General features: G+C 72.9%; 22 protein-coding genes and 4 pseudogenes. 8 read left to right on the forward strand and 18 right to left on the reverse strand.

The annotated features are described in order from the left end of the window. The first annotated feature begins 39 nt into the window (after nt 1–39). From U6N30_RS35470 to U6N30_RS16040, 3 genes are read left to right on the forward strand one after another with little or no spacing between them, the layout of a single operon-like run. Complete coding sequence (locus U6N30_RS35470; protein ID WP_324278066.1) at nt 40–180, forward strand: hypothetical protein; 141 nt, start codon at nt 40–42, stop codon at nt 178–180. After that, nucleotides 129–971 carry a CoA transferase subunit A gene (locus U6N30_RS16035; protein ID WP_324278067.1) on the forward strand — a complete coding sequence of 281 codons (843 nt, stop codon included), beginning with the start codon at nt 129–131 and terminating at the stop codon, nt 969–971. Before U6N30_RS35470 ends, U6N30_RS16035 begins: the two co-directional genes overlap by 52 nt. After that, on the forward strand, nt 898–1,503 hold the full coding sequence (locus U6N30_RS16040; RefSeq protein WP_324278068.1) for a 3-oxoacid CoA-transferase subunit B: 606 nt from the start codon (nt 898–900) through the stop codon (nt 1,501–1,503). The genes U6N30_RS16035 and U6N30_RS16040 overlap by 74 nt, the downstream gene beginning before the upstream one ends. 79 nt (nt 1,504–1,582) lie before the next feature. Here the strand turns inward: U6N30_RS16040 and U6N30_RS16045 are convergent, their stop codons facing one another. From U6N30_RS16045 to U6N30_RS16060, 4 genes are all read right to left on the reverse strand, one after another. Beyond that, on the reverse strand, nt 1,583–2,062 hold the full coding sequence (locus tag U6N30_RS16045) for an MFS transporter (protein ID WP_324278069.1): 480 nt from the start codon (nt 2,060–2,062) through the stop codon (nt 1,583–1,585). Then, nucleotides 2,038–2,736: an MFS transporter gene (locus tag U6N30_RS16050; protein WP_324278070.1), complete on the reverse strand. Its 699-nt coding sequence runs from the start codon at nt 2,734–2,736 to the stop codon at nt 2,038–2,040. The genes U6N30_RS16045 and U6N30_RS16050 overlap by 25 nt, the downstream gene beginning before the upstream one ends. Nucleotides 2,737–2,823: 87 nt before the next feature. After that, a complete protein-coding gene (locus U6N30_RS16055; protein WP_324278071.1) occupies nt 2,824–3,807 on the reverse strand; it encodes an ABC transporter substrate-binding protein in 984 nt (327 codons plus the stop codon). A gap of 108 nt (nt 3,808–3,915) precedes the next feature. Next, nucleotides 3,916–4,374 (reverse strand): MarR family winged helix-turn-helix transcriptional regulator, encoded by a 459-nt coding sequence (locus tag U6N30_RS16060; RefSeq protein WP_324278072.1) that lies wholly within the window; start codon nt 4,372–4,374, stop codon nt 3,916–3,918. 83 nt (nt 4,375–4,457) lie between these two features. Here U6N30_RS16060 and U6N30_RS16065 point away from each other — a divergent pair. The 5 genes and pseudogenes from U6N30_RS16065 (at nt 4,458) to U6N30_RS16085 (ending at nt 8,146) form a co-directional block, all read left to right on the forward strand. Then, nucleotides 4,458–5,365 (forward strand): annotated as a pseudogene (locus tag U6N30_RS16065) (SDR family oxidoreductase). Nucleotides 5,366–5,367: 2 nt separating this feature from the next. Further along, nucleotides 5,368–6,236 (forward strand): annotated as a pseudogene (locus U6N30_RS16070) (amidohydrolase family protein). After that, nucleotides 6,229–7,283: pseudogene (locus U6N30_RS16075) on the forward strand (AMP-binding protein); the annotation flags it as partial. The pseudogenes U6N30_RS16070 and U6N30_RS16075, both read left to right, overlap by 8 nt. 171 nt (nt 7,284–7,454) lie before the next feature. After that, a complete protein-coding gene (locus U6N30_RS16080) occupies nt 7,455–7,775 on the forward strand; it encodes an AMP-binding enzyme (protein ID WP_324278333.1) in 321 nt (106 codons plus the stop codon). After that, nucleotides 7,772–8,146 carry a MaoC family dehydratase gene (locus U6N30_RS16085; RefSeq protein WP_324278073.1) on the forward strand — a complete coding sequence of 125 codons (375 nt, stop codon included), beginning with the start codon at nt 7,772–7,774 and terminating at the stop codon, nt 8,144–8,146. The genes U6N30_RS16080 and U6N30_RS16085 overlap by 4 nt, the downstream gene beginning before the upstream one ends. Nucleotides 8,147–8,602: 456 nt before the next feature. On the opposite strand, the gene U6N30_RS16090 is transcribed toward U6N30_RS16085, so the two are convergent. From U6N30_RS16090 to U6N30_RS16150, 14 genes and pseudogenes are all read right to left on the reverse strand, one after another. Then, nucleotides 8,603–9,481, reverse strand: coding sequence for a PaaX family transcriptional regulator (locus U6N30_RS16090; RefSeq protein WP_324278074.1), 879 nt, complete (start codon nt 9,479–9,481; stop codon nt 8,603–8,605). A gap of 11 nt (nt 9,482–9,492) precedes the next feature. Further along, nucleotides 9,493–10,968, reverse strand: coding sequence for an alpha/beta hydrolase family protein (locus U6N30_RS16095; protein ID WP_324278075.1), 1,476 nt, complete (start codon nt 10,966–10,968; stop codon nt 9,493–9,495). 165 nt (nt 10,969–11,133) lie between these two features. Continuing rightward, nucleotides 11,134–11,793, reverse strand: coding sequence for an ABC transporter substrate-binding protein (locus U6N30_RS16100; RefSeq protein WP_324278334.1), 660 nt, complete (start codon nt 11,791–11,793; stop codon nt 11,134–11,136). 96 nt (nt 11,794–11,889) lie between these two features. Further along, a complete protein-coding gene (locus U6N30_RS16105; RefSeq protein ID WP_324278076.1) occupies nt 11,890–13,533 on the reverse strand; it encodes a 2-hydroxyacyl-CoA dehydratase family protein in 1,644 nt (547 codons plus the stop codon). After that, nucleotides 13,530–13,718, reverse strand: coding sequence for a hypothetical protein (locus tag U6N30_RS16110; protein ID WP_324278077.1), 189 nt, complete (start codon nt 13,716–13,718; stop codon nt 13,530–13,532). The genes U6N30_RS16105 and U6N30_RS16110 overlap by 4 nt, the downstream gene beginning before the upstream one ends. 194 nt (nt 13,719–13,912) lie before the next feature. Then, nucleotides 13,913–14,188: pseudogene (locus tag U6N30_RS33970) on the reverse strand (2-hydroxyacyl-CoA dehydratase family protein); the annotation flags it as partial. After that, the gene (locus U6N30_RS16115; RefSeq protein ID WP_422678119.1) at nt 14,086–15,840 is read right to left on the reverse strand and encodes a CoA transferase; all 1,755 of its coding nucleotides are present in this window, start codon (nt 15,838–15,840) and stop codon (nt 14,086–14,088) included. The pseudogene U6N30_RS33970 and the gene U6N30_RS16115, both read right to left, overlap by 103 nt. A 23-nt stretch (nt 15,841–15,863) precedes the next feature. After that, nucleotides 15,864–16,670: a cytochrome P450 gene (locus tag U6N30_RS16120; RefSeq protein ID WP_324278079.1), complete on the reverse strand. Its 807-nt coding sequence runs from the start codon at nt 16,668–16,670 to the stop codon at nt 15,864–15,866. Nucleotides 16,671–16,812: 142 nt separating this feature from the next. Beyond that, nucleotides 16,813–17,040: a hypothetical protein gene (locus U6N30_RS16125; RefSeq protein WP_324278080.1), complete on the reverse strand. Its 228-nt coding sequence runs from the start codon at nt 17,038–17,040 to the stop codon at nt 16,813–16,815. Next, on the reverse strand, nt 17,037–17,894 hold the full coding sequence (locus U6N30_RS16130) for a PaaX family transcriptional regulator (protein WP_324278081.1): 858 nt from the start codon (nt 17,892–17,894) through the stop codon (nt 17,037–17,039). Before U6N30_RS16130 ends, U6N30_RS16125 begins: the two co-directional genes overlap by 4 nt. Continuing rightward, entirely contained in the window at nt 17,894–19,144 is a 1,251-nt protein-coding gene (locus U6N30_RS16135) for an ABC transporter permease (RefSeq protein WP_324278082.1), read from the reverse strand. The genes U6N30_RS16130 and U6N30_RS16135 overlap by 1 nt, the downstream gene beginning before the upstream one ends. A 2-nt stretch (nt 19,145–19,146) precedes the next feature. Then, complete coding sequence (locus U6N30_RS16140) at nt 19,147–19,656, reverse strand: ABC transporter permease family protein (protein ID WP_324278083.1); 510 nt, start codon at nt 19,654–19,656, stop codon at nt 19,147–19,149. Then, entirely contained in the window at nt 19,653–19,907 is a 255-nt protein-coding gene (locus U6N30_RS16145) for a TOBE domain-containing protein (protein WP_324278084.1), read from the reverse strand. Before U6N30_RS16145 ends, U6N30_RS16140 begins: the two co-directional genes overlap by 4 nt. Then, nucleotides 19,904–20,860, reverse strand: a complete 957-nt coding sequence (locus tag U6N30_RS16150; protein ID WP_324278085.1) for an ABC transporter ATP-binding protein — start codon at nt 20,858–20,860, stop codon at nt 19,904–19,906. The genes U6N30_RS16145 and U6N30_RS16150 overlap by 4 nt, the downstream gene beginning before the upstream one ends. Nucleotides 20,861–20,989: the final 129 nt, after the last annotated feature.

The following is a 20,989-nucleotide window of genomic DNA, read 5'->3' on the forward strand; positions in this document are numbered from 1 at the left end:
GTCCCGCCGGCCGTTCCCGGCGTCCGGAGGGGCTGAACCATGGACAAGGTCGTCGCCTCGCCGCGGGACGCCGTCGCCGACATCGCCGACGGCGCCACGCTGGCCGTCGGGGCTTCGGGCTCTGCGGGGTGCCCATCGCGCTCATCGACGCGCTGCTCGAGCGGGGCACCCGCAACCTGACCACCATCTCCAACAACTGCGGCGTGGACGACCAGGCTCTGGGCGTCCTGCTCTACGCCGGCCGGATCTCGCGGACGATCAGCTCCTTCGTCGGCGGGAACAAGGAACTGGCCCGGCTCTACCTCTCGGGCGAGCTGGAGGTCGAGCTGACCCCGCAGGGCACGCTGGCCGAGCGGCTGCGCGCCGGCGGCACCGGCATCCCGGCCTTCTACACGCCCACCGGCGTCGGCACCATGGTCGCCGAGGGCGGCATCCCCGTGCGCTACGACGCCGAGGGCAACGTGGTGGAGACCAGCGCACCCAAGGAGGTGCGGGTGTTCGACGGCCAGCAGTACGTGCTGGAGACCGCGCTCACCGCCGATTTCGGGCTGGTCCGTGCGGCCCGGGGCGACCGGCAGGGCAACCTCGTGTTCCACGAGTCGGCGCGGAACTTCAACCCGCTGGCCGGCATGGCCGGGCGGGTCACGATCGCCGAGGTCGAGGAGCTCGTCGAGCCGGGCGAGATCACCCCGGAGGACGTCCACCTGCCCGGTGTCTTCGTCGACCGCGTCGTCGTGGTCGGCGCAGAGGGCAAGAAGATCGAGAAGCGCACCACCCGGCCGCGCACCGACCGAACCGATGCTCCGGCCGCAGCCGGCGAGGAGGCCTCCCCTGATGGCGCTCAACCGCGAACAGCTCGCCGCCCGGGTCGCGCTCGAGCTCGAGGACGGTCAGTACGTGAACCTCGGCATCGGCATGCCGACGCTCGTGCCCAACTACGTGCCCGACGGCGTCCACGTCGTCCTGCATAGCGAGAACGGCGTCCTCGGCGTCGGCCCCTACCCCTTCGAGGGCGAGGAGGACCCCGACCTCATCAACGCCGGCAAGGAGACCGTCACGATCCTGCCCGGGGCGAGCTTCTTCGACTCCGCGCTGTCGTTCGGGATGATCCGCGGCAAGCACCTCGACGTCGCGATCCTCGGGGCCATGCAGGTCAACACCCGCGGCGACCTCGCCAACTGGCTGATCCCCGGGAAGATGGTCAACGGGATGGGCGGGGCCATGGACCTGGTCCACGGCGCCCGGCGCGTGATCATCATGATGGAGCACGTCGCCCGCGACGGAACGCCCAAGATCGTCGAGGAGTGCACCCTGCCGCTGACCGGCAAGGCGTGCGTCGACCGGATCATCACCGACCTCGCCGTCATCGACGTCACCGAGGACGGGCTGGTCCTGCGCGAGGTGGCCGCCGGGGTCACCGTCGACGAGGTCGTGGCCGCCACCGGCGCGCCGATGTCCGTCGCCGACGACGTCCCGACGATGCCCCTCCCCGCCACCGTCTGAATCGGCCGCCTCGAGTGTCGGCCGGCGGCTGTCACCGGGACCGGGAACCAGCCGTGGGCCGACACTCGGCGCGCATGGGTCAGCCGCCGACCTGCACCGGGCGGCCGGCCACCCACCCCGCCGCGGCGTAGACGGTCGCGACCAGCACCAGCAGACCGAACGGCCCCGACCAGCCGCCGCCGGCGGCGAGGAGAGCGCCGACGACGAGCGGCCCCGCGGCGCCCACGGAGTACCCCACGAGCTGCGTCATGGCCGACAGCCGTCCCACGGCGTCCTCGTCGGCACCCCGCACAGCCACCAGCGCGAAGGCGAGGGAGACCCCGGCCCCCTGCACCAGGCCCCCGACCCCGACCCACACCGCCCAGAGCCCCGGCTGGAGCAGCATGCCGAGCGGCACCAGCCCCCAGCTCGTCGCGACGACCAGCGCCAGGCCACGCTGGGCGCGCAGCCGGCCGAGCACGAGCGGCACGAGCAGCGCGCCGGGGATGCCGAGCACCTGGAAGACCGACGCGGCGACGGAGGCCGCCCGCAGGGTCAGCCCCACCTCGTCGACCAGCATGCTGGGCAGCCAGGTCGTGAACGCGTAGTAGAGCGCCGACTGCGTGGCCAGCAGGACCGCCACCCCCAGGCGACCGGGGAGCGCCAGACGGACCCGCGACCACCGCCCGGAGAACCCGCCGGCACCCGGTGCGCCATCAGTGCGGGGCGCCGAGGGGTCGCCAGCAGCCAGACGACCGCCGCGACCACCGCGACCAGGGACCAGACACCGAGCCCGGTCCGCCAGCCCCAGACAGCGGCCACCGGGGCGGTCAGCGCGAGCGTCAGCGCCGCACCGCCGGCGAGGGTGCCGGTGAAGAGCCCGGTGACCAGCCCGGCTCGCTCGGGGAACTCCGACTTCACGACGACGGGCAGGAGCACGTTGCCCACCGTCATGGCCGCGCCGACGAGGAAGGTGCCGCCCAGCAGGACGACCGGACCGTCGAGGACCCGCAGCACCGAGCCGACGGCGATCGTCACGAGTCCGCCCAGCACCGCCGCGCGGGTGCCGACCGCCCGGCCGAGCCACGCCGAGGCCGGCGCCAGCCCGGCGAAGCAGAGCACCGGGAGCGTCGTCAGCAGACCCGCCGTCGTCGGCGTGAGCCCGAGCTCCGCGCGGAGCTCGGGCAGCACCGGCGCGACCGCGGCGATCGCTCCCCGGAGGTTGAGTGCGGCGACGAGGACGGCGGCCAGCATGAGGCCGCCGCCCGGCGGGCGCGCCCCGGGCAGGCCGAGGGCCCGTCCGCGACTGCGAACGGGCCCTCGGCGACGGTTCGGCGGAGGTCACTCCTCCGGGAGCAACCCGTCCACGTCAGCGTCCTCCTCCAGCAGACCCTCCTCGACCATCAGCTCCCCGAGCTGCTCGATCTGGTCGCGCCGCAGGTCGGTGCCGAACTCCTCGAGGCGCACGCTCTCGGCGACCTCCGGCGGGAGCTGGGGCAGCACCTCGGGGATCTGCGCCTTCACCGCGTCGGGGTTCGCGTCGGCGAACTCGAGGGTCTCCTCCACCGCGGCCGTGAAGTCCTCGACGAGCTGGGGGTCGGACTCCACCAGCTGGCCGGAGGTGAAGAAGAGCTGCGTCGGGTGTCCGGTGACCGACTCCTTGCTGGAGTAGGAGGCCACGACGTTCCCGGCTGCCTGCAGGCCGCTGAGGAACGGCTCGGGCACCCACACGGCGTCGACGTTGCCACCCTCGAGCGCGGCCGGCATGTCCGGGAAGGGCAGCTCGACGAACTGGATCGACTCCGGGTCGCCGCCGTCCTGGCGGACCGACTCGGAGATCGTGAGACCACCCATCCCGTTGAGCGTGTTGACCGCCACGCGCTTGCCCTCGAGGTCGGCGGCGGACTCGATCCCGGAGCCGGCGGCGGCCACGACCCCGTTGATGTCACCCTCGCCCTCGGACAGGGCGGAGGTCCAGTGCGCGATCACCCGGACGTCGAGCCCCTCGCCGCGCGCCTGCAGCAGGGAGACCGGGTTGCTGGTCGCGAAGTCGATCTGACCCGCCATCACGGCCGGCAGGAGCGCGGCGCCGCCCTGGCCGGTCTCGACGGTCACCTCGATGCCGCGGTCCTCGAAGAAGCCCTCCTCGATGCCCGCGTACAGGGCGGCGGTGGGCATGATCGGCAGCATTCCGACCGTCACCTCGCGCAGTTCCCCGCTGTCACCTGTGGCGGCGGCATCGGGAGAGTCACCGTCGTCGCCACCTCCGCAGGCGGCGAGGGCGAGCATCGATGCGGCGAGGGCGGGGATGAAGCGGCGATTCATGTCGTCTCCGAATTCAGTGAGACTGTCAACGATTGATAATAGGCATGATGCACGTCACACGGGCGCGCCGCTAGTCCCCGGCGCACATCGCGACCCGATCGTGCCCACTCAGGCCGGTGGGGTCGAGCCGGTGCGCCGCACCAGCCGGCCGAGCAGGTCGCGCAGGAGGAACTGCTCGGTGCTCGTCAGGTCGCCGAGCTGGGCGGCCACCGCGGCGTCGACCTCCGGGAGGACCCGCACGCGCAAGGTGTGCCCCGCTTCGGTGGCCGCGACGAGCTTGGTCCGCCGGTCCTGGTCCGACGGTCGGCGCTCGACCAGGCCGGACTCGGCCAGTTCGTCGACCAGCAGCACGACCTGGCTGGGGTCCAGGCCCAGCACCTCGGCGAGGTCCCGCTGGGACACGCCCTCCGTCGCCTCGCACGCCAGCAGCAGGACCGAGTACGACCGCACGCGCAGGCCGTACGACACGAGCGCAGCGTTGGTGGCGCGCACGAACAGCCCGCTGGCCCGGGACAGCAGAAATCCGACGTCGTCGTTCAGTGCGTGCGCGTTCACGGTCGGTTCCATCAGTCCTCCATCGTTGACAATCTCCACGATATCGGCCTAGCGTCGACGATGTCCCGACCGTCCGCTCCGAACGAGGGAGTTCCGTGGATCTGTCCGGCAAGGTAGCGATCGTCACCGGCAGCGGCAGGGGCCTCGGTCTCGCCTATGCCGCGGAGCTGGCCCGAGCGGGTGCGGCGGTGGTGGTCAACGACGTCGACGCCTCCGTCGCCGAGGAGGCCGTCCGCTCCATCACCGACGCCGGCGGCACGGCCGTCGCCGAGGTGGTCCCGGTGGGGAGCAGCGAGGCCGCCCAGTCGCTCGTCGACCGCGCGGTCACCGACTTCGGCCGCCTCGACATCCTGGTGAACAACGCCGGCATCCTGCGGGACTCCACGTTGTGGAAGATGACCGACGAGCAGTTCGACGCGGTGATCACCACGCACCTGCGCGGCACGTTCACCTGCACCCGTGCCGCCGCCGTCAGGCTGCGCGAGCAGGGCGAGGGCGGCCGGATCATCTGCGTCGGCTCCCCACCGGGCAGGTCGGGAACTTCGGGCAGACCAACTACGCGGCAGCCAAGGCCGGCATCGTCGGCATGGTCCGCACCTGGGCGATGGAGCTGGCTCGCGCCGAGATCACCGTCAACGCGATCGTCCCGGTGGCCGCGACCGCCATGACCGAGACGGTGCCCTTCCTCAAGCCCTACGTCGACGCGCTGAACGCCGGCGAACCCCTGCCGCCCTACGCCCGCCAGGAGCTGTCCTTCGGCACACCGCAGGACGCCGCCGGTCTCGTCGCCTTCCTCGCCTCCGACGCGGCGAGCTCGATCACCGGCCAGGCGATCGGCATCGGCGGCGACCGGCTGGCCCTGTGGTCGCACCCCGCCGAGGTCGCCGTCGCGCTCGCCGACGGCACCGGCTGGTCGGCCGACGCCATCGCCGGCATCTGGGCGGAGACGTTCGCGCCTGCCCACCAGACCGTCGGCCAGCAGTTCCCGGAGCCGCCGAGATGAGTCTGGACCTCGAGAACCTGGTGGCCATCGACGTGCACGTGCACGTCGAGCAGGACCTGCACGGCCACCTCTCGATGGACGACGAGCTGCTCGGCGCCGCGGCCAAGTACTTCAAGGGCGAGCCGAACCACCCGACCGTGCCGGAGATCGCCGCGCACTACCGGGCCCAGCAGATGGCCGCCGTCGTCTTCACCGTCGACTCGGAGCTGGCCACCGGGCACCCCACCCTCTCCAACGAGGAGATCGCCGCGGCCGCCGCCGAGCACGCCGACGTGCTGATCCCCTTCGGGTCCATCGACCCGGCCCGGGGCGCCGCCGGTGTCCGGGCGGCCCGGCGGCTGGTCGAGGAACACGGCGTGCGTGGATTCAAGTTCCACCCGTCCATCCAGGCGTTCGAGCCCAACGACCGGCGGCACTACGCCCTGTGGGCGGAGCTGGAGGAACTCGGCGTCCCGGCGCTGTTCCACACCGGCCAGACCGGCATCGGCTCCGGCCTGCCCGGAGGGCGCGGGATCAAGCTGCGCTACTCCGACCCCATGCTGCTCGACGACGTCGCCGCCGACTTCCCCGGGCTGACCGTGATCATGGCGCACCCCTCCGTGCCCTGGCAGGACGCCGCGATCGCCGTCGCCCAGCACAAGGCCAACGTCTACATCGACCTCTCTGGCTGGTCGCCCAAGTACTTCCCGCCCCAGCTCGTGCGCGCCGCCAACACGATGCTCAGGACCAAGGTGCTGTTCGGGTCCGACTACCCACTGCTCTCCCGGAACGCTGGGTGTCGGACTTCGCGAAGCTGGAGATCAAGGACGAGGTCCGTCCGCTGATCATGAAGGACAACGCCGTGCGCGCGCTCGGTCTGGGCCGTGCGTAACGCGGGGCTGGGCTCCTGGCCGGAGCGCCGGTTGCGCATCTCGCCCGGCCGGGACGCGATCTGGTTCGAGGGGACGACGACGTCGCACGGCGAGTTCGCCCAGCGCGTCCGGCGGACCGCGGCGGCCCTGGCCGGCCTGGGCGTCGGCCGCGGCGACCGGGTGGCCTGGATCAGCTTCAACCACCCGTCGGCGCTCGAGACGCTCTACGCCTGCGGACAGCTGGGCGCGATCTGGGTGCCGGTGAACGGGCGGCTCGCGGCACCCGAGGCCGAGTACGTGCTGAGCCACTCCGGGGCGATCGTCGTCGTGCACGGCCGCGAGCACGGCGGCATGGCGGACGAGCTGCGCGGTCGGCTGCCGGACGTGCGGGCCTGGGTCGCGGCCGAGCCGCCGCTGGAGGGCGGGGCGGACTCGCTTCCCTACGAGGACCTGCTGGCGGCCGCCGACCCGGTGCCCCGGGACGAGCAGGTGGCGCTGGACGACCCCTGCCTGATCATGTACACCTCCGGCACGACCGGGCGGCCCAAGGGCGCGGTGCTCACCCACGGCAACATGACGTGGAACGCGGTGAACCAGTCACTGGGCTTCGGCTTCGGACCGACCGAGCGGACCCTCGCCCTCGCGCCGATGTTCCACATCGGAGGGCTGAACGGCACGGTCAACCCGTCCCTGCTGCAGGGCGGCTGCGCCGTCGTCGTCCGGGGTTCGACCCGGCCGGAACGCTCGCGGTCATCGAGGAGCAGCGGGTCAACTCGTTCTTCGCCGTGCCGACCATGCTCGACGCGATGGCCCGGCAGCCGGAGTTCTCGACCCGGGACCTCTCGGCGCTGCGCTCGATCGGCGCCGCCGGGGCGCCGCTCCCGCTGCCGACGCTGCGCACCTGGCAGGACCGCGGCGTGACCATGCAGCAGGGCTACGGCATGACCGAGGCCTCGCCGGGCTGCACCGCGCTGGCCTCCGAGGACGCCGAGCGCAAGATCGGCTCCGCCGGCAAGCCGCTGTTCTTCACCGACCTCCGGGTGGTCCGCCCGGATGGCACCGACGTCGGCGTCGACGAGGTCGGTGAGGTGATCGTGCAGGGGCCGAACGTCATGGCCGGCTACTGGGACGACCCCGAGCGCACCGCCGAGGTCTTGGTCGACGGCTGGTACCACACCGGCGACGCGGGATCGCTCGACGACGAGGGCTTCCTCTACATCCGCGACCGCTACAAGGACATGATCATCTCCGGCGGGGAGAACATCTACCCGGCCGAGGTCGAGTCCGCGCTGCTCGAGCTGCCCGGGGTGGACGAGGTCGCGGTCATCGGCGTCCCCGACGAGAAGTGGGGCGAGGTCGGTCTCGCCGTCGTCGTCCCTGCACCCGGCGTCGTCCTCGACCCGGCGGACGTGCAGACGCAGCTGCGCGCCCGCCTCGCCGCCTTCAAGGTGCCCAAGCACGTGCAGCTCGCCGACGAGCTGCCGAAGACCGCCACCGGGAAGGTCCGCAAGCCCGACCTGCGCGACCGCTACCTGCCCACGAAGGAGACCTCCGCATGAGCACCACCACGACCATGGCCGAGCTGCCCGCGCTGAAGGGCACGGAGCTCGGCACCAGCGAGTGGGTCGAGGTCACCCAGGACCGCGTGAACCTCTTCGCCGACGCGACCGGCGACCACCAGTGGATCCACGTCGACGTCGAGCGCGCGATCAAGGAGAGCCCGTTCGGCGGCCCGATCGGGCACGGCTACCTGACCCTGTCGCTGCTCATCCCGATGTGGTCGGAGGTGCTCGTCGTCAGCGACGCCTCCATGGGCGTGAACTACGGCCTCAACAAGGTCCGCTTCCCTCACCCGTGCCGGTCGGCTCGAAGCTGCGTCTCACCGCCACGCTCAAGGACGTCGAGGAGGTGGCCGGCGGCCTGCAGGTGACCGTCGCCGCCGTGATCGAGGCCGAGGGCGTCGCCAAGCCGGTGTGCATCGCCGAGCCGGTCTTCCGCTTCTACGCCTGACGACAGCCGCGGGAGCATCGCAGCGAGGAACGAGCGAGGAACGAGCGAGGAGCGGACCGCGGCGCGCAGTCAGGCAGGTGCCACGGCCTGACGACAGCCGCGGGAGCATCGCAGCGAGGAACGAGCGAGGAGCGGACCGCGGCGCGCAGTCAGGCAGGTGCCACGGCCTGACGACAGCCGCGGGAGCATCGCAGCGAGGAACGAGCGAGGAGCGGACCGCGGCGCGCAGTCAGGCAGGTGCCACGGCCTGACGACAGCCGCGGGAGCATCGCAGCGAGGAACGAGCGAGGAGCGGACCGCGGCGCGCAGTCAGGCAGGTGCCACGGCCTGACGACAGCCGCGGGAGCATCGCGACGGGGCCCGACCGGAGGATCGGTCAGGCCCCGTCGACGTCCGCCGCGTCCTGCTCGCCCTCGGTCACCGGGATGGTGTCGAGGACCCGGGCGACCTCGGCGCGGGCCTGCACCTCCATCTCGGCGTGCAGGCGGTGGAAGAGCTCCTGGGCGCGCTCCGCCGGCCACGGTTGCGGAAGCAGCTCCACCGGGAGGTGCGGCTCCTGGCGCATGGCCAGCCGCCACTCCTCCTGCAGCGCCAGCAGGCGGCCGAGCGGTTCGGTGTGCGTGCGGTCGGCGACCCCGCCGTCCCACCGCTCGAGGAACCGCTCGTACCGGCGGGCCAGGCCGGGGATGTCCCAGACGTCGCCGAGCATCCCGGCGACGTCGACCGCAGCGTGCGGCTGGGCCACGAACGCCCGGACGTGCTCGGCCGCCTCCAGCCCCGAGAGGATCCGGTCCAGGTCGGGCACCGACGGCGCGATCCACAGCCCGCCCTGGAGCGGACCGAAGCCGGCCCAGAGCAGCCGGGTCCGCAGCTCATGCCGCTGACGCTGCCAGGACTCCGGCAGCTTGAAGCTCAGCAACGTCCACCGGCCGTCCCAGTGCCGGTTGACCGCGCCGGTGCGCCAGATCCGGACGTACCCGTCGTTGAGCACCTCGATCGACGCCGCCGTGAGGCCGTAGTACACCTGCCTGCCGCGTCGCCGGGCGACCAGCCGGCCGCGGGTGACCATCCGCGCGATCGCCGAGCGCGTGGCGTGCGGGGAGACGCCCACCCGCTCCATCACGTCGATGAGGCTGGGAGTGGCCACCATGACCGGGCGACCCAGGACGTGCGCCCCGTAGAAGGTCAGCAGCAGGCTCTCCGGCCGCAGGACGACCTCGTCGTCCTGCGGCTGCACGTCCTGCACCGGTTCCATCCGATCCATCCTCACCCATCCCGCGCGCCTGCGGGGCGGCGCCGACGGCGGCGCCCCCGCAGGAGTGAGCGGTCAGGGCTGCCCGGGGCACTCCTCCCCGCGGTGCAAGGACGCAGCAGCCGCTCGGGGGTGTACCGGACGAAGCGGGCCGGGCCCGGCACCCCGCTGGCCTCGGCGACCCGGTTCATCGCGCGTGGCGTGGCCGCACTTCCCCAGTGCCCGGTGTCCAGCCGATGCTCCATGGTGCGCAACGCCGACAGGTACTCTGCCGCGGTGAACGTGCAGTGCCCGGGTGCGTCCACGTACGTGGTGCGCAGCATCGGCGCACTCCCGGCCCGGCGGACCACGTCCTCGTACGTGCGACTGTGCGAGGCCAGGGCGGAGGCGTCACCCGTGGTGTTCATGGTCAGCACGGGCACCGCCAGGTCGCCGCTCGGTGCGATGTGCGCCTTGGCGTAGTCGACGGCGCCGGGGTCGGCCGAGATCCGCGGCGCGGCGGCGAGCCGGTCGAGATCGGCATGCAGGTCGAGCCCGGCCTCGCGGTACAGCCGCTGCACGAGCTGCCGGTGACCGGACCGTTGCAGCTGCTCGCGGTAGTCGACATCGACGTTCCACGAGAAGTTGCCACCGGCGCGGTACTCCAGCTCCTGGCGCGGCACCCCCATGCCGAGCCGCACGGCGTTCTGCAGGGCGTCGTGCATCTGCACCTGCTGGGCAGCCAGGTCCCTGCGCTCCGGCCGCGGATCGGCCGGATCCACCCACAGCGGTGAGTTGTTCATGGCCGTGGCCAGCGCGATCCGCGCCCGCCCCTCCGGGGTCGACTGCGCCTGCTGGAGCAGCGCGGAGGCGGTGGTGGCGTCGGGCGGGGCGGCACCTGGGAACGGCGGCAGGTCCACCAGGTCGAGGTCGTCCTCCGTGGCGATGAGCTCGTCCACCACGAACGTCGCGTCGAGCAGCTGATTCCACTGCGCCACCGTGCCGCCCAGCCCGTGGCAGAGCGGGATGGCCCCGTCGATGCGGTCCGGGAATCGCTCGACGATCGCGCCGGTGATGACCCCGCCGAGCGACCCGCCCCAGGCGATGGTGCGCTCCGGGCGGCCGACGCCGGCCTCGAAGACGTCGAGCGCGGCCATCTGGTCGGCCGGCCCTTCTTCCACGGCCCAGCCGAATCGGGAGTAGGTGGAGGCCAGGAGGGCGTACCCCTGGTCGAGCAGCGTCGAGCGCAGGTTCTCGGGACCGGGCATGGGCGGCGTCGGCACCGGCCCTCCCCGGCTCCAGACGAGCAGGGTGCCGTTCCAGTCGGCGGGCACCTCGTAGCGGAACGGCGCCTGCGCGCCGTCCGCGGCCGTCGTCGCCCCCGTGCAGACGGCTGTCCCGTCCGGCTGGTTCTGGCAGGTGACCTCCTCGGCGGCGGCGGTCGGCGCGAGCCCGATCCCTCCGGCCGCCACGAGCGTGACGGTGGCGAGCAGGCTTCGTCGTCGGAGCATGCGAACATCCCTCGATCGGACCCGCAAGGGTCGGTGGAAACCGCCGGATCACCGGCGGGAGGCGCCTCCGGCAGGTGCCGGCGGCAGATCATCGGTCGATCCGGTACTGCCGTCCCGGGACGGCGGTGGCTGCGCCAGTACGGCGACCGGCGCAGCCACCCTCGATCAGGGCGCGCCGAGCAGGGCGCTGATCTCCGCCGCCTCGGCGTCGGGCACCGGGGTCGGCCGGGAGAAGTCCTGCGCGTCCTCGCCGTAGGGCGAGATCGCGTCGGACACCTCGTTGAAATACACGTTGCCGTCCTCCGACAGGAGGTAGTTGGCGAAGAGCTTTCCGGCATTCGGGCAGGGGCTCTCGGCGGCGAGGCCCAGGCCGATCTCCGGGCCCGTGGTGGGCGTCGGGGCCGCGGCGTCGACGGGGGCGTTCGCCTCCTGCAGGCCGGCCACGATCGCGGCGACGCCGGGGAACCCGAGCGATCCCTCTCCTGCCGCGACGCCCTGGGTGGCCGGGACGGCGGAGTTGTACCAGCGCGGCTCGTTGGCGGCGACGGCCTCGAGGAACTCGTCGCCGTACTCCTCGCGCATCAGGGCCCAGAACGCGACGTTGGCCGGCGAGGACGACGGCTCGGCGAGGAGCAGCTCGCCCCTGTTCGCCGGGTCCGCGTACGCCTCCCACGAGGTCGGCGGCTCCGAGACCAGGTCGGTGTTGTAGACCATGGTGGTCGGCACGAGGCTCACCACCGGGGTGGCACCGTCGTCGGCCGTGTAGTCCTCCGGGAACTCCCCGGGAACGCCGGCAGTTCCGCCTCGTCCACGGGCTGGAGCCAGCCGTTGTCCAGCGCCTCGCCGTAGAAGGGGAGGCGGTCAGCAGGACGACATCGGCGACGGTCGCGCCCGCCTGCGCCTCCGTGGCGAAGCGCTGGCTCAGGTCCGCCGAGACCAGCCGGACGAACGACGCCGGGACGTCGTACTGCTCGGTGAACGCGCCCGTGACCGCCTGCAGGATCGACTCGTCGACGGTTCCGTAGACGGTGAGGCAGCCCTCCTCCTGGGCCGCGGACACGAGTTCGTCGAGCTCGGCGGAGCTGTCCAGCGTGGGAGCTGCCACCTCGTCGCCGCCACCGTTGTCGTCCCCTCCCCACATGCGGTGAGGGCCATGGTGAGGGCCATGAGTGCGGCAGAGCCCGCACCCAGAGCGCCCGTGCTCGTGTTCCTGGTGCGCATTGGCGTGTCCTTTCTTCTCCCGCGTCGGTGCGGGTCTGGCGAGGAATGACGGTGCGGGTCGTCAGCTGGTGCGCACGTCGGCCTGCAGTGGCGGCCTCCCTCCGGGGTCGGGCCGTTCGCCGAGCCGACCCTCGATGAACTCGCTGACCGCCGCGTCGATGAGGTCGGGCCCCCGGTGCGCGGGTCGGCGTTGCTGGCGTGGATCTCCAGGACCGGGATTCCGGCGTCCTCGAGCGCCCTGGTGGTGAACCAGCTGCCGGGGACGTCGTCGGCCACCAGGTGCACCACGCCGTCGACGCCGTGTGCCTGCGCCTCCTTGACGTACCAGTCGGTGCTCCACGGCGGGGTGTAGAGCTGGTCGGTGATCCCGGCGAAGCGGCCGGCCAGCGCCCGCACCGGGTCGGGGCCGTAGCGGAGGTAGCCGTCGGCGGCGATCGCCAGGTACATCGACCACACGAAGACGGCGCCGTAGCGCTCCTCGAACCGGCGGTAGAGGCCGAGGTCGTACCAGAGCCCGCGGCCGAGCCACATCAGCCGCAGCCGCTCGCCGGGCACCACCGCGGCCCCTGTCCGGGCGAGGCCGGCGACCTCGTCGTGGAGGCGGCGTGCGGCGTCGCGGCCCCACTCGGTGCCGCGGTGCCACTGCGGGATCATGACCGCCGGGATGGTGTCGCCGACCCGCACCGGTGTCGGGCGGGTCCCGGCGAGCAGGTTCCGGGTGCGGCGGTTCCACTCTGCCTGCTCGTTGACCAGGTCCATCACCGTCCGCAGCCGGTCGACGTCGAGGACGCGGCCGGTGCGCTCGGTGAGCCAGGCCGCCAGGTCGGTGATCTCGCCGGCCAGCAGGTCGATCCGCTCGGGGCCGAACGCCTCCTCCCAGCGGTGCGGCACCAGCTCCCACCACCGCGGCGGCGCCTGGACGGCGGAGGAACGCTCCAGCGGGTAGAAGTCGGTCCCCGGCAGTTCGTCCCAGAGGTCGAAGACCTTGCGTGCCGCGTCGCCGCTGTTCTCCGCGATGACGACCGTCGGCTGCGGCAGCCCGCCCCACGGGGCATCGGCGAGGAAGTGCGAGCCGAGGGAGACCGCGTCGTACTGGCGGCTGTAGTCGGGATAGCCGCGGTCGCGCAGCACCTGGAGCGACTCGTCGGCGCGCTGTTTGGCGGCGACCACCGACGCCCACCACTGGTTGACCACGTACGGGATGTCCATCGCCCGCAGCAGCTCCTGCGGGGCGTCGGCGTTGACCAGGGCGAGCGGTTCCCCGGCCGCGACGCGGGCGCGGATGCCGGCGAACCACTCCTTCTGGTAGGCCGTCGCGGCGGTGGCCGCGGCCAGCCGGCTCACGCGGGGCTCCCTGCGGGCAGCCGGAGAGCGCCCCGCAGCTCGTCGGCGTCCGTGCGGTACGGCTGCCGGGCGAGCTGCACGGCCGGGACGCCGGCCGCCGCCTCCTGGGCCGGGAAGTCCCACGCGGGCGCCTCGTCGTGCTCCCGGACCACGGCCAGCAGCAGATCGGCGCGGCTGCCCCGCACCCGCTCCGCGGTCGCCGCGGCCCGTCGGGCGATCGACGCGGTCGGGGCGGCCGGTCCGCGGTCCCGGTAGGCGAGCGCCAGGGACGCCAGGTCCGGGGCGGCCGGCTCGGCGGGCAGCGCGAGGACGCCCCACTCGTGGTCCTCCCCACCACCAGGCAGCCGAGGTCCCTCTCGAGCGCGCGGTAGAGATCGTCGGTGTCCTGGCCGCTGCCGGTGAGGAAGACCCGGCGCGCGGTCCGGGGCTCCGCCGCCTCGGCGACCACCCGCTCGAGCAGCGGGACGGCGTCGGCGGCCGGGAGCGCCGTGGCCACCCCCATCGAGTGCAGCGCTGCGACGCCGGTCAGCCGTCCTCGGGTGCGCAGGTCGCTCACCTCGCGCAGGAGGGCGCGCACCCGCCCCACCGCGCCGACGGCCTCGGCCAGCCGCTGGGGCGTCGCCGGCGTCCCGGTCCAGCCCGCCAGCTGATCGGCGAGCTGCCCGAGCCGCACCTCGTCGTAGCGCGCCGTGTGCGGCGTCGGCAGGTGCAGCAGGTCCAGCAGGACGACCGGCGGAAGGGGCGGGCCGGCTCGATGCGCCGCAGCTCGCGCAGCGCGTAGAACAGCTGCAGCGAGGACTGCGCGTCGCGGGAGACGACCAGGCCGGTCAGAAACGCCAGCGAGCCGTCCAGCAGCCGGGTGAGCACCGAGTGCGCGACCGGGTCGAGCGCCGCGCCGAGGATCGCCCGCGCCTCGTCGGACACCAGGTCGGGCGAGCCGTGCAGCCGGTACGGGACAGCCCCGGAGGCCTCGACGAGCTCGGCGGGGACGTCGGCGCCGACGACCCCGACCACCGGCCGGCCTTCCGCCGCCAGGGCGCGCAGGTGCTCGGGACGGCCGGCGTAGAGCTCGGCGAGGCGGTCGGACGCGCGCACCTCAGACCACCCCGCGGCGACCAGGGCGTCGATGCGTTCCTCGTCGTAGCCGCACAGCTCCCGGAGCACCGACCGGGAGTGCTCACCCAGCTGCGGCGCCGGCCCGGCGAAGCCGCTGGGCCGGCCGCCGAAGACGATCGGGACACCGGTGCCGTAGAGCTCCGCGCCGCCATCGCCCGGGTCGTCGAGCCGGACGACCTCGCCACGGGCGAGGACGAGCGGATCGCGGACCGCGGCGCTGGGATCCCGCACCTCGGCGGCAGGAGCGCCGTGGGCGTCGAGGACGGCGACGACGTCGGCGACCGGTCGGCCGGCCGCCCAGTCGGAGATGAGGCCGTGCAGCTCGTCGGCGTGCGCCACCCGGCCGTCCCGTCCGGCGAACCGTTCGTCCTCCACCAGGTCCGGCCGCCCGATGGCCCGCAGCAGGCCGTGCGCGAAGGGGTCGACCGGCGCGCAGAGCGCGAACCAGCCGTCCTTCGCCTGGAAGGTGCCGAACGGCGCGAGCCGGGGCACCGTCGCGCCCGTGCGCAGCGGCAGGCCGATCTGCTCGAACGCGTCGAACGGCTCGCAGGCGACCAGCGAGGTGAGCGCGCCGAGCATGGAGACGTCGACGTGCTGCCCCACGCCGGTGCGCTGGGCCTGGACCACCGCCGACACCGTGCCGATCACCCCGTACAGCGGCGCCAGCAGGTCGGCGATCGGCAGGCCGAGCCGGACCGGCGGGTCCCCGGGCGCGCCGGACGTCATCATGACGCCGGAGAGCGCCTGGACGATCGTGTCCATGGCCTTGCCGGTCCCGGGCCCGCCGTCGGCACCGAAGCCGCTGATCGACGTGTAGACCAGCCGGGGTTTGATGCCGTGCGCCCAGCCGGGGTCGATGCCGAGGCGCGCGGTGACGCCGGCGCTGTAGTTCTCGACCAGGATGTCGGCCTGCCGCACGAGGTCGGCGAGCACCTCCCGGCCCCGGGGATCGCGCAGGTCGAGGGTGACGCTCTCCTTGCCGCGGCCGCGGACGAGCATCGAGACCGACATGTCCTGCGGTGCGCTGCGGCGGACCGCCAGGCCCTCGTCGGTGATGTAGGGCGAGTTGTTCCTCGCCGGGTCGCCGCCGCGGTGCGGGTTCTCGACCTTGACCACCCGCGCGCCGAGACCCGCGAGCAGCAACGTCGCGTACGGACCGGCCAGGGCGTTGGTCAGGTCGACCACGACCATCCCCGACAGGGGACGCCCGGCGCTCACGCCGCTCCTGCCGTGAGCCGCAGCGGCACCGACACGTAACCGATCTCGGGCATCCGGGCCCCCTCCAGCGGACCGTCCAGCTCGAAACCGCCCGTTCCGGCCAGCAGCTCCTCCAGGGCGACGAGCACGGCCAGGCGGGCCAGCGGCATGCCCGCGCAGCGGTGGCGACCGCGGCCGAACGCGAGGTGGGAGGCGATGTTGGGCCGGTCGAGCACGAAGTCGTCCGGGTCCGGGAACTGGTCGGCGTCCCGGTTGGCCGAGGCATACACCAGGGTCACCGGCTCGGCCGGACGGACCGTCCGGCCGTGCAGCTCGACCTCGTGCGCCGCCGTCCGGGCGAAGCCGCGGTAGGGGGTGTAGAGGCGGAGGAACTCCTCGACCGCCGCCGGCAGGAGGTGGGGCTGGGTGCGCAGCCGGTGCTGCAGTTCCCGGTCGCGCGAAAGGTGCACGCAGATCGACCCGAGCAGGATCGGCGGCGCGACCATGCCCACGACCAGGCTCTGGCGCAGCGCCCCCACCAGGTGCTCCTCGTCCAGCGGCCGGCCGTCGACGCGCTCGGCCAGCAGCGAGCTGGCCGGGTCGTCCTCGACGGGCAGCGGCGCCTCGCGGCGGGAACGCACGAGGTCGCGGGCGATGCCGTACATGCGCTCGCTCATCTCGTTGACCACCGGGCCGTCCATCCGACGCCAGGCGCGGACCCACGCGGTCGCGGTGTCGGCCAGCTGCGGCGCGATCTCCTCGGGCAGGTTGAGCCACTCGGTGGTGACCCAGGCCGGGAACCGCGCGCCGTACTCCTGCGCCACGTCACCGGTCCCCTCGCGATCATGGGGGCCAGTTCACGCGCCGCGTGCGCGCGCAACCGCGGCTCCAGCTTCGCGATCCGGGACCGCTGCAGGGTGCGGTCGAGCGCCTTGCGGTAGGGCGTGTGCGCCGGGGCGTCGAAGTTCAGCGGCGGACGGCGCAGGCCGCGGGGTCGCTGGGCACGACGGCGCGCACCGAGGAGATGAAGGTGCGCGAGTCCGACGCGGCCGCCGCCACGTCGTCGTAGCGGGTCAGCGCCCAGAAGCCGCCGTAGGCGTCGCTGTGCGCGACGGGGCACTGGGCGCGCAGCTCGGCGTACATAGCGTGGGCGTCGTCCGGCGCGTCGGACGCCAGCGGGTCGAAGTCGCTCATCGGACCGGCACCGGGATGGTGTCCAGCAGCTGCGCGGCCGTCGCCCGCGCCTGCACCTCGACCTCGGCGTGCAGCCGGTGGAACAGCTCCTGCGCCCGCTCCGCCGGCCACGGCGCGGGGAGCAGTCCGACCGGCAGCCGGGGATCGGCCCGGATCGCGCGCAGCCACTCGGCCTGCAGCGCCAGCTGACGGCCGAGAGGATCGGCGTAGGCGCGGTCGGCGACCCCGCCGTCCCACCGCTCGATGAAGGTCTCGTAGTGCCCGGCCAGCTGCGGCAAGTCCCACGCGTCCGCCGCCATCGCCGCGACGTCCGTGCCGCCGGCCGGGGAGGCGAGGAACGCCCGGACGTGCTGGGCGGCCTCGAGCCCGTCGAGCAGGCGCGCGACGTCGACCGCCGCCGGCGCCACCCACAAGCCGCCCTGGAGCGGACCGAAGCCCGCCCAGAGCAACCGGGAGCGCAACTCTTGGCGCTGCCGCTGCCACGATTCCGGCAGCGAGAAGCTCAACAGGGTCCACCGGCCGTCCCAGTGCCGGTTGACCGCGCCGCTGCGCCAGATGCGGACGCCGCCGTCGGCGAGGACCTCTTCCGACCGCGGGGTCAGGCCGAAGTAGACCGGCCGGCCCCGGCGGTGGTTGACCAGCAGTCCCTTCTTCACCATCCGGGTCAGCGCCGAGCGGGTGGCGTGCGGCGACACCCCGACGCGCGCCATGACGTCGAGGACACCGGTGGAGGCGACCATCACCGGCCGTCCAAGCACGTGCACACCGAAGAACGTCAACAGCAGGCTCTCCGGACGCAGACCGGGATCGGGAGCGAGGAACCCGGCCTCGTCGGCCAGGACCGGGGTCGCCATCACACGCCTCCGACCCGGGTGCTGACGCCCAGCTTGGACGCGCGGCGGGTGTAGGCGAGGACGACGACCAGGACGGTGGCCGTGATGAGGACCAGCACCGTCGACAGCGAAGCGAGGAGCGCGAAGGACCCGCTGGTGAACACCTCCAGGATGCGGAACCCGACCACCGGGTTCGCGGTCCCGGCGAGGATGGCCGACGCGGTGAGGTCGCCGACGATGCGGATGAACAGCAGCGCCCACCCGGCGACCAGACCCGGGATCATCAGCGGCACGTACACCTTGCGGAACGTGCGCGACGGTCGCGCCCCGGAGATCGCCGAGGCCTCGGGCAGCTCCTTGCCGACGCCGCTCACCGCCGCGTCGGCGGCGATCGACGCCTGCGGCAGGTACAGCGCCAGGTAGCCGATGAGCAGGATGAGCAACGTGCCGGTCAGGTGGAACGGCGCCCCGGCGAGGAGCAGCAGGATGCCGACGGCGATCACCATGTTGGAGATGGCGGCCGGCAGCTTGACCGCGACATCGATGCCCTTCGCCAGCGCCGTGCGCTTGCGGGCGACGTAGAGGGCGATCATCGCCGCGCCGAGGATGCCGATGAGTCCGCCGACCAGCCCCAGGAGCAGGCTGTTCCGCAGTGCCTTGAGCGTGGTCGCGTCCTGGAACACCGCCTCGGTGACCGCGGCGAAGCTGAGGTTGTCCCAGGCGATGTTCGGCGTCCAGAAGCCGTTGAGCGAGACCAGGACCAGCGCGACGATCGGCAGGATCGTCGAGACGAGGACGTAGCCGAGCACGAGCAGCCTGGCCGGCCACTTCCAGGTGCCCAGGTCGATCGTCTTCGCGCGGGCGCCCTTGCCGGCCACCGTGGCGTACCGGCCGCGCCGCAGGATCCGCAGCTGGAGCCAGTAGGCCAGACCGACGAAGAGGACCACGAAGCCCGAGAGACCGATCGCGAGGTCGGTCTGCGGCGGGAAGGTGAAGGTCAGCAGCTCGACGATCCGGACGGAGATGACGTCGATGTTCGCCGGCGTACCGATGATGGCGGGGATCGAGAACATCCCGACGCCGAACCAGACGGCCAGCAGGAAGCCGGCGCCGAGGCTGGGGGCGACCGCCGGCAGGGTCACCTTGCGCAGCGTGCGGAACGTGCTCGCGCCCGACAGACGCGAGGCCTCCTCCAGGGCCGGGTCGAGGTTGCGCAGCCCCGCCGAGGCGTTCATGAAGACGAAGGGCACGGCGTAGAACGCCATCACCATGATCAGCCCGTACCAGGAGTTGATGTCCAGGGGCCCTCGCGCATGTCCACGCCGAACAAGGCGAAGAAGTCGCGGATCCAGCTGTTGAGCAGTCCGGCGCGGGGTGACAGCAGCATGGTCCAGCCCACCGCGCCGGCAACCGGTGGCAGCAGGAAGGGCAGCAGCGGCAGGGCGTCGGTGAGCAGGCCCATGCGGGCGTTGGTCCGCTCGTTGAGCCAGGCGAGCGCCACGCCGATCACGAACGCGAGCAGCGCGCTGGCCATGACGAGCACGAACGTGTCGAGCAGCAGCTTGCCGAGGTCCGGGATGGCCAGGGTGCGTCGGATGGGCTCGAGGGTGAGCGATCCGTCGACCCAGAAGAGCCGGACGAGGACGCGCGCCAGCGGGACGACGACGATGCCGATGAGCACGGCGGCGATGGCCAGGGTGGTCGCGTCGAAGGCGCCGGGCAGCCGGCGGGCGCGCCGGGCCCGGTCGGAAACCCGTCCCAGGAAGACGTCGGCGGCGCTCACGACGCCGGCACCATCGCGGGGGCATCGGAGGTGGACGAGGCGACGGCTGCCGGCGGGGTCGGATCGTCGGCCGGCAGGACGAGCACGTCGTCGGCGGCCACGGACACCCAGGCCTCCGAGCCGGCGGGGACGACGTCCGACCTCGGACTCCACAGCCGGACGTCGCTCTCCGACGCGCCGACGCTCACCAGGTACTCGGTGTGCGAGCCCACGAACAGCGGCGCCTTGACCCGACCGGGCCACCGGTTCACCGTGCCGGGCTCCTCGCGACCGAGGACTCCTCGCTCGGGACGCCACATCGCGGCCACCCGGTCACCGACGGCGAACCGCCGGCCCACGCCCGTCCCCACGAACCGCCCGTACGGGGTGTCGACGACCACGCCGTCTCCCTCGATCGCGGAGACCGTGCCGAGGACCTCGTTGATCGCGCCGATGAACTTCGCGACGTAGCGGGTGGCCGGCCGGTGGTAGATCTCCTGGGGGTGCCGAACTGGGCGATGCGCCCGCTGTCGAGCACGGCGATCCGGTGCGCCAGCTCCATGGCCTCCGTCTGGTCGTGCGTGACGAACAGCGCCGAGAAGCCGAGCTTGCGCTGCATGGAGACGAGCTCGAAGCGCAGCTGCTCGCGGACCTTCGCGTCGACGTTGGAGAGCGGCTCGTCGAAGAGCACGAGCTCGTCGTTGTTGACCAGGGCGCGGGCCAGCGCGATCCGCTGCTGCTGGCCACCGCTCATCTGGCCCGGGTACTGGGTCTCCAGCTCCCCGACCCCGACCAGCTCCAGCGCCTGCCGCACCCGCCGGGCGATCTCGTCCTTGGCGACCTTGCGGCCCCGCCGGCTCTGCAGGGGATAGGCGACGTTCTTGAACGCCGTCATGTGCGGCCACAGCGCGTAGGACTGGAAGATCATGCTGATGTCCCGGCGCTCCGGCGGCACCTCCACCCGGTCGGCCGCCGAGAACACCGCCCGCCCGCCGATGCGGATGGCGCCCTGGTCGGGTGTCTCGAGGCCGGCGATGGCCCGGAGCAACGTCGTCTTCCCGCAGCCGCTGGGGCCCAGCAGGACGACGAAGTCCCCCGCCGCGACCTCGAACGACACGTCGTCGATCGCATTCACCACGGCCCCGCTCTCGCGACGGAAACGCTTCACCAGGTTGCTCACCTCCACGACCGGCGTCGAGGAAGCGGTGGGCGTGTCGGGCGTCATCGCGTCGACCTGTCTCTCTGTGCGCGCCGTGCGAGCTGGATGATCACGCGTGTTCCGATCAGCCGCCGTCTCGGTTTGGTGATGGCCATCACGTGTTCGGCTGCGGCATATGTTTGCCGAACTGTGGAC

Source organism: Blastococcus brunescens, from assembly GCF_035320885.1.
GTDB lineage: Bacteria > Actinomycetota > Actinomycetes > Mycobacteriales > Geodermatophilaceae > Blastococcus_B > Blastococcus_B brunescens.